Genomic DNA, 8,386 nt, shown 5'->3' with positions numbered 1-8,386 from the left:
TCAGGAGAGCAAGCTCTCCTTCCGTCCGCTCGACTTGCATGTATTAGGCACGCCGCCAGCGTTCGTCCTGAGCCAGGATCAAACTCTCCGAAAAAAGATTGAACTTGCACATGGAAGTGCTGACATCAACGTTGTCACAAGATGTGACGTCTTTAGTCGATGTTCCTTGCTCATTAAAAAGAATTAACGGAACGCTTCGTTTTGTTTAATTTTCAAAGATCGTAAAAATGAAACAAACTTATTTTTCATCAAAATAGCGACTTTTTAAATTTATCATGCTGCTTTTCCTTTGTCAAGCTTTTTTATTCCATTTGCAACTGACTTTTTGAGTATTTCAGATTTTTTTCATGAATCAAGTCATTTTGGTGGAAAAATTAATTTTTTTCTAAAAAACTTCTTCAATTTTTAAAGGCCCATTCTTTGAAATCTTAATAACTTCCGAAGTATTATGTAAACTCACTAGTGGATTTATAACAGATTTCTCATCAATAAATACAATTTTACCAACTGTTCCATCTGATAAGCCAACTCTTCGGCCATTCATATAATTTCTAAATAATTTTTTTAACACTTTGATTATGGTTAAATCTAATTTTCCAAATTCATCTTTTTCAATCACTTCTAATGTATAAAAAGGTGATAAGCGCGGCCGATAAGGTCTTGGAGAAATCATCGCTTGATATATGTTAGCCACTGCTATTATTTTCCCAAATGGATGTAATTGCTCCCCTTTGAATCCTAATGGATAACCGCTTCCATCCAATTTTTCATGATGCTGTAATAAACTTAATTTGGTTGCTTCTGTTAAAGATGGAAGTTCCTTTAACATTTTATAGCTGTATATAGGATGTTGCTTAATTTCCTTGAACTCTTGTTCTGTTAACATCTCTTTTTTAAATATGATTGAAGAATTAATTTTAGACATGCCGCAATCACTTAAAAAACCGGCCAATGCAACTTGATTAATATCACCTTGTGAATATTTTAATTCCTTCGCAATGACAGCACTAAGTAAGGAAACTGCAAGGGACTGAAAATAAAAATATTGTTCACTATCACATTTTTTATAAATACCCATAATTTTTAATGGATCATCAAGCGCTTTTTCTACTAATGGAAGTACAAGTTCACGAACTAATGACATGTTAACTGGTGCCCCTGCTTGCCATGACAAAAACATTTTTTTATATTTTTTTACAGCATCTAGATATAAGTCTTCAATTAATAAATTCTCTTCTTCGATAAATTCTTCGTTTATGTCCTGATTGAGGATATCTTTCCCAGATTTCGTTTCACGTTTAATATCAACTTCTTTGATTAAAAAAGCTTTCAATGCATGAATATGCTTGCTTTCAAGAACCGTATTTTTCCTTACAATCGGCTTATTTGTAAGGGAGTAAACATCTTCAGAAAGAACACAACCTTCCCGTAACAAGTCAACTTTAACTCTCACAGTTCTCCTCCTAACTAAAAATGAAAATAAAAGAATAGATGGGCTTTTTTATATCATTTTAATGTAGATGAGCAAATTCCCTAACATATATTTACATCCAAACAAAAAAGGAGACAGGAATCCAACTCCTTGGTTAGAATAGATGCGCTACCAACTACCTACAAGGATGTTCATGTCTCATGAATAGATTAGCACCTCATCAAGGAATCCACTATTTTTCATAACGTTTTGTCATTTCTCTTGTTTCCTATCATATTTATGTCCTTTATTAGTCCTATGAAGGACCTTTCTTATGTTTTCTATCTTCATTATGTCCTTCATTAATCCAATGAAGGACACTTCTTATGCTTTCTATCTTATTTATGTCCTTCAAAAGCCTCATGACGGACATTCATCATCTACATTTGCTTCTTTTTGGACTTCATCTCCCCCTGAAGCTATGGATTCCGTGTTCGCGAACGTCAAGTAATGAAACGGTATTGGATTTTTGTACAACTGTTCGCTTCACGTCACGCTTTAGCGTGACATAGCAAGCGTATCGCTTGCCTGACAGTCGAAAATCTATCGTATAGTAAAACAACAATCTTTTAGAAAAGAGCCAAAATTAAAAAGGGGCGATCCCAAAAGTCAAGTGTTAAAATCCTCAGCACAATATATAGGACGTCAAATGAAATCAATTTGCAAAATATTGTGAAACTACGTGTGAGGTTAGACACCTTTGGACCCCCTCTATCATTTACTCTTCTACATCTTGTTCACATTCTGATTCTTCATCATTCTGATCTTCCTTATCAACTAAAGCAACGGTTGAAACATGCTCATTTTCTTCTAACTTAATTAGCTTAACTCCTACTGTGTTTCTTCCCATAGTCGAAATATCATTGACATCCATGCGAATAATCACACCTGCTGCTGTCACGATCATTAAATCTTCTTCACCCGTTACGGCTTTAACCGCAACAACCTCACCATTCTTTTCTGTAATATTACATGTTTTTAACCCTTTTCCACCACGGCTTTGAATGCGGTATTCGCTCTCGTGTGTTCTTTTTCCATAACCATTTTGTGTAACAATTAATACATCAACATTTTTTTCTAATACTTCCATTCCTACGACTTGATCATCATCTTCAAGGCTAATTCCTTTTACTCCTGTAGCTGTACGCCCCATTGTACGAACATCCGTTTCCGGAAAACGAATAAGCATTCCTTTCTTCGTTCCAATAATAATATCCTTACTTCCGTCTGTTAAACGGGCTGAAATCAGTTCGTCTCCTTCACGTAAAGTTAAGGCAATTAAACCGCTCGTACGTATATGGGCAAATTGTGATAATGGGGATCGTTTACAAATTCCATCTTTTGTAGTAAAGAATAAAAACCAGTTGTCGACAAATTCCGACACTGGGATTATGGCATTTACCCATTCATCACGATCAATTTCTAATAAGTTAATAATTGGGATTCCTTTTGCTGTACGTCCATATTCTGGAATTTCATACCCTTTTGCACGATATACTTTTCCTTTATTTGTAAAGAATAATATCGTATTATGGGTACTAGTCGTAATAAGATGCTCAACGAAATCATCTTCATTCGTCCCCATCCCTTGGATTCCACGGCCACCACGTTTTTGACTGCGATACGTGGAAACTGGCAGCCGCTTAATATATCCGTTATGTGTGAGCGTAATGACAATATTTTCTTTTGGAATGAGATCTTCATCTTCAATTGCTTCAATACCTGTTACAATGATTTCTGTCCGTCTTTCATCATTAAATTTCTCTTTTATTTCAAGCAGCTCTTTGCGAATGATCTCTAATACTTTTTCTTCACTTGCTAAAATTGCTTTTAAATCACTGATGAGCTTTACAAGCTCTTTGTATTCCTCTTCAATTTTTTCACGTTCTAGACCCGTTAAACGTTGGAGTCTCATATCTAAAATGGCTTGTGCTTGCTTTTCAGTTAAAGAAAATTGTTCCATTAATCCTTGCCGAGCAATATCTGTTGTCCGTGAATTCCGAATTAAATTAATAACCTCATCTAAATGGTCTAAAGCTATTCTTAAACCCTCTAAAATATGGGCACGGGCCTCAGCCTTCTTTAATTCATATTCCGTACGACGACGAATCACTACCTTTTGGTGATCTAAATAGTGCATTAATGTTTGTTTTAAATTTAATACCTTCGGCTCTCCATTGACTAATGCGAGCATGTTTATTCCAAACGTTGTTTGTAATGCCGTTTGTTTATACAAATTGTTTAAAAGTACATTCGCATTTGCATCTTTTCGGACTTCAATAACGATTCTCATTCCATTGCGGTCTGATTCATCACGTAAATCAGAAATACCTTCAATCTTTTTTTCACGTACAAGGTCAGCAATTTTTTCAATGAGCTTGGCCTTATTGACTTGGTAAGGTAGCTCAGTTACAATAATGGATTGTTTACCGTTTGATGTTTCTTCAATTTCTACTTTCGCACGTACGGTTATCGTTCCTCGACCAGTCTCATAGGCTTTGCGTATTCCACCTTTCCCAATAATTTGTCCAGCTGTTGGGAAATCAGGGCCTGGGATAATTTCCATTAACTGCGCTACCGTTATATCTGGATCCTTACTTAAGGCAAGCACACCATCGATAACTTCCCCGAGCTGATGAGGGGGAATATTGGTTGCCATTCCAACAGCGATACCTGCTGCACCATTAACAAGTAAGTTCGGGAAGCGCGATGGGAGGACAACTGGTTCTTTTTCTGAACCATCATAGTTGTCTTGATAGTCAATCGTATCTTTATTAATGTCGCGTAAAAGCTCCATTGAAATTTTAGACATTCTTGCCTCAGTATAACGCATGGCGGCAGCTGCATCCCCATCTACTGATCCGAAGTTTCCATGACCATCTACAAGCATATAGCGATAGTTGAAATCTTGCGCCATACGTACCATTGTGTCATAGACAGCTGCGTCACCGTGGGGATGATACTTACCAATGACTTCACCGACTATACGTGCCGATTTTTTATAAGGCTTGTCAGGCGTCATACCTAGATCATGCATTGCATACAAAATTCTTCTATGAACGGGCTTTAGTCCATCACGAACATCCGGCAAGGCACGCGACACAATTACACTCATCGCATAATCCAAAAAGGATGATCGCATCTCTTGACTAATATTCACTTCACGAATTTGGGACTTATTATTTTCCGGCATATCGTAAAACCTCCCAAAAAATCATTTCGTTCGATCTCTCTCCATGGGGAGGGTATCGTTACACAGATGAAAAGGTTGAGGCAGAAAATTTCTGCCCCTTTTTTAAATTAAATATCTAAGTTTTTCACATATCGAGCGTTTTCCTCAATAAAGAGGCGCCGTGGCTCAACTTTATCACCCATTAAAATTTCGAACGTTTCATCAGCCTCTATAGCATCCTCTAATGTTACTTGAAGAAGTGTGCGAGTTTTTGGATCCATGGTTGTTTCCCATAATTGTTCAGGATTCATTTCCCCGAGTCCTTTATAGCGTTGAATACTTGGTTTTGGCTGCTGTGGAAGTTCTGCTAAAATTTGTTCAAGCTGTCGATCATTATACGCATATTCAATTCGTTTACCTTGTTGAATTTTATATAATGGCGGCTGTGCAATATAAACATAGCCTTTTTCGATTATTTCACGCATATAGCGATAGAAAAACGTTAAAAGGAGCGTACGGATGTGGGCTCCATCAACATCTGCATCCGTCATAATAACTATTTTATGATACCTTGCTTTTGTTATATCAAAATCTTCTCCAATCCCTGTACCGAGCGCTGTGATAATCGCCCTAACTTCATTATTAGATAAAATCTTATCTAAACGAGCTTTTTCAACGTTTATAATTTTACCCCGTAACGGTAAAATAGCTTGAAAATGGCGATCACGGCCTTGTTTTGCTGAACCTCCTGCAGAATCCCCCTCTACTACATAAAGCTCGGAAATAGAAGGATCCTTAGAAGAACAATCCGCTAATTTACCTGGGAGATTTGAGACTTCCAATGCACTTTTTCTTCGTGTTAATTCACGGGCTTTTTTAGCTGCTAAACGAGCCCTTGCTGCCATTAGCCCTTTCTCAACAATCTTTTTCGCTTCCTGAGGGTTTTCAAGTAAAAAGGTTTCAAAGCCTTCAGAAAAAATAGAGTCTGTAATTTGACGGGCTTCAGAGTTTCCCAGCTTTGTTTTTGTTTGTCCTTCAAATTGAGGGTCTGGATGTTTAATAGAAATAATTGCAGTCAATCCTTCACGGACATCTTCACCAGTTAAGTTTTGTTCATTTTCTTTGAATATTCCATTCTTTCTTGCATAATCATTAATCACACGTGTAAGAGCTGTTTTAAAACCTGATTCATGAGTACCGCCCTCATACGTGTGAATATTATTGGCAAAAGAGTAAATATTACTAGTATACCCTTCGTTATATTGAAGAGCAATTTCCACTGTTAGACCCTCTTTTTCGCCTTCGATATAAACGGGTTCATCATGAAGGACTTCCTTCGTCCGATTTAAATGCTGTACATAGGATTTAATTCCACCCTCATAATAGTATTCGTTTTTACGTCTATCTTTTTCCCGTTTATCTTCTATGGTAATTTTAATACCTCGATTTAAAAATGCTAGTTCTCGTAGGCGATTAGCTAATGTGTCATAATCAAAAACGGTTGTCTCTTGGAAGATCTCTGGATCTGGTTTAAAATGAACAATAGTACCAGTTGTTTCCGACTCACCAATCACTTTCAAATCATCGCAAGGCACGCCTCGTCTATATTTCTGATAATGAATTTTTCCGTCACGATGAACGGTTACTTCTAATTCAGTGGATAGGGCATTCACAACAGAGGCTCCGACCCCGTGTAATCCCCCAGAAACCTTGTAGCCCCCGCCACCAAACTTACCGCCTGCATGCAAGACCGTCATAATGACTTCTACAGCAGGGCGGCCCATTTTCTCATGAATACCAACTGGAATACCGCGTCCATTATCTTTTACGGTAATACTGTTATCTTCTTCAATCGTTACGTTAATTTCCGTACAATATCCGGCAAGAGCTTCATCAATACTATTATCCACGATTTCCCATACTAAATGATGAAGACCCTTGGCAGATGTGGAACCGATATACATTCCCGGCCTTTTTCTGACAGCTTCCAGACCTTCAAGCACTTGTATTTGGTTTTCATCATACGTTGTTTGTTCAATACGTTTTTGTTCCATCGCCACTATGATCACCTACACTTTTAAACAATAAATTTCAAAGCTTGCTGATTATTTTTCATTAAAACTATAAATAAAGATATTGTGCTCGTTTTTTTAATGTGCTGGAAGCTAACGGTGAAAAAAAGATTGTATGGTCGGTAATGATGATCGACTTTGTTTCACCATTGGCCAGCTGAACAATTTTACTTTTATTCTTTTTTAAATACTCCTCCATAATCGGGGATGAAGTACCTTTATAATCAAATATCATCACGATTTCTCGTGAAAGAACCACATGATTGACACCAATATGAATATACAACAAACCACCTCATTGTTAGCCAAACTGTCCAGCTCGAACGCAAAAAAGAGCAGCCTCGTTTAACGTTTTATGATCTATTCCATCAACACTTGTCGTTGTTACAAATGTTTGAACCTTGCCTTGAATTGTATTTAATAAATGAGATTGCCGATAATCATCCAATTCAGATAAAACATCATCTAACAATAAAATTGGATATTCTCCAATTTCTTCATGAATAAGATCGATTTCAGCTAATTTTATGGATAACGCTGTTGTACGTTGCTGTCCTTGTGAACCGTAAGTTTGAACATCACGGTTATTAACGTAGAAAATTAAATCATCTCGATGAGGGCCAACTAACGTTGTTCCTCGTTCCATTTCTTTCTCTTTTATTTTAGCAAACTTCTCATAGTATACTTCTATTATTTTCGACAACTCTTGGCTATCTGATACGTCAACTGACGGTTTATACTTAATTTTTAGCTCTTCTAATCCTCTGCTAATTCCTGAATGAATAGGCTTAGCCCATTTTTCTAATTGATTTATAAATTCAAGGCGTTTTAACACAATTTTGGCAGCCGCTTCACTTAATTGTGAAGTTAAAACGTCCAGCATATGATGATTCACTTGTTTTTTCATTTGCATTTGCTTTAAATAATGGTTACGTTGTTGCATAATTTTTTGATATTTACTCAGTTCATGTAAATAAATAGGTGAAACCTGGCCTATTTCCATATCAATAAAGCGCCTGCGGACTTGTGGGCTTCCCTTGACTAAATTTAAATCCTCTGGTGCAAACATGATAATATTCATGTGGCCAACATAATGGCTCAACTTTTGTTGTTCAATGTGGTTTAGTTTCGCCTTTTTTCCTTTTTTCGAAACGATTAACTGCAAATTGACCGTACGATTATTTTTTTCCACTCTACCTTCTATTTTAGCATACTCTTCATCCCATCGGATAAGCTCTTTATCATTTGACGTTCGATGCGATTTGGCCATGGCAAGAACATAAATCGCTTCCATGACATTTGTTTTCCCTTGGGCATTTTCTCCAATGATGACATTTACTTTGTTTTCAAAAACCGCTTCTAAATGATTATAATTACGGTAATTTTTCAGCTTTAATTCTTTGATAAACAATGCGTTCACCAACTTTATCGTTTGACAACAAGAGTTGCCATACCAGGAATTATGACAACATCACCATCTTTTAATTTACGACCACGGCGATTTTCTGGCTCGTCATTGACATATACCTCATGTTCTCGTAAAAACCACTTTGCCATTCCACCCGTTTGTATCACATCGGCAAGCTTTAAAAATTGACCTAGCGTAATGGTTTCCGTTTCAATTTTAACAACCTTTTCCATCCTCATGCCTGCTTTCCTTTTTTAGTCTCT

At 36.8% G+C, this 8,386-nt stretch carries 6 protein-coding genes and 1 rRNA gene; all 7 read right to left on the bottom strand.

All coding sequences use genetic code 11. The features are described 5' to 3' along the window. Positions 1-94: ribosomal RNA gene (locus tag J2S06_RS14170) — 16S ribosomal RNA — on the bottom strand; the annotation flags it as partial. 291 nt (positions 95-385) lie between these two features. Continuing rightward, a complete protein-coding gene (locus J2S06_RS14165) occupies positions 386-1,453 on the bottom strand; it encodes an HD-GYP domain-containing protein (protein WP_419152702.1) in 1,068 nt (355 codons plus the stop codon). Positions 1,454-2,189: 736 nt separating this feature from the next. Next, a complete protein-coding gene (gene gyrA, locus J2S06_RS14160; protein WP_419152701.1) occupies positions 2,190-4,664 on the bottom strand; it encodes a DNA gyrase subunit A in 2,475 nt (824 codons plus the stop codon). Between the two features lie 107 nt (positions 4,665-4,771). Continuing rightward, complete coding sequence (gene gyrB, locus J2S06_RS14155; RefSeq protein ID WP_044749008.1) at positions 4,772-6,697, bottom strand: DNA topoisomerase (ATP-hydrolyzing) subunit B; 1,926 nt, start codon at positions 6,695-6,697, stop codon at positions 4,772-4,774. A 67-nt stretch (positions 6,698-6,764) separates the two neighbouring features. Beyond that, a complete protein-coding gene (gene remB / locus J2S06_RS14150) occupies positions 6,765-7,001 on the bottom strand; it encodes an extracellular matrix regulator RemB (RefSeq protein ID WP_044748974.1) in 237 nt (78 codons plus the stop codon). A 15-nt stretch (positions 7,002-7,016) separates the two neighbouring features. Further along, positions 7,017-8,126, bottom strand: coding sequence for a DNA replication/repair protein RecF (recF, locus tag J2S06_RS14145; protein ID WP_419152700.1), 1,110 nt, complete (start codon positions 8,124-8,126; stop codon positions 7,017-7,019). 14 nt (positions 8,127-8,140) lie between these two features. Next, a complete protein-coding gene (yaaA, locus tag J2S06_RS14140; protein WP_044748976.1) occupies positions 8,141-8,356 on the bottom strand; it encodes a S4 domain-containing protein YaaA in 216 nt (71 codons plus the stop codon). Positions 8,357-8,386 lie beyond the last annotated feature (30 nt).

This window comes from Bacillus alveayuensis (assembly GCA_030812955.1).
Taxonomy (GTDB): Bacteria; Bacillota; Bacilli; order Bacillales; family Aeribacillaceae; genus Bacillus_CB; species Bacillus_CB alveayuensis.
This window is presented reverse-complemented; position numbering and strand designations above follow the sequence as displayed.